Here is a 505-nt window from a genome sequence, read left to right on the forward strand (position 1 = left end):
GTTCTACGACACCAACGCCAACGTTGACATGACGTTCGTGCACAGCGCGCGCTCGCCGAAAGACATCATTTACCACCGCGAACTCGAGCACATGGCGTCGCGGATCGACAACTTCAGCCTGCACCTGATCTGCGAAAAGCACGGCCTCGGTGAGCCATGGGCCGGTTATCGCGGTTATCTGAATCACAAGATGCTCGAACTGATGGTCCCGGACTTCCTCGAACGCGAAGTGTTCTGCTGCGGCCCGACGCCATACATGACTGCGGTCAAACGCCTGCTGGAAGCGGCCGGCTACGACATGTCGCGCTACCACGAAGAATCCTTCGGCGCCACGCCACCCGAGGCCCGCGCCGACGCAGTGGAACAGGCCGAACAAGCCGCCGATGCGCCGGAAATCGACGCCGCGGATCTGCATCAGGTTGAATTCACCGCGTCCGGCAAAAGCATTCGCGTCGGCCCGGGCGAAACTGTCCACGCAGCCGCCGCCAAACTCGGCCTGATGATC

General features: G+C 61.8%; 1 protein-coding gene. It reads left to right on the forward strand.

All coding sequences use genetic code 11. From position 1 onward, the window contains the following. A partial coding sequence (locus tag AC0T7J_RS25135) for a ferredoxin reductase domain-containing protein (RefSeq protein ID WP_473798439.1) occupies positions 1 to 505 on the forward strand: 505 nt, incomplete at both ends.

The sequence above is a fragment of the Pantoea sp. E956-1 genome (genome assembly GCF_982223955.1).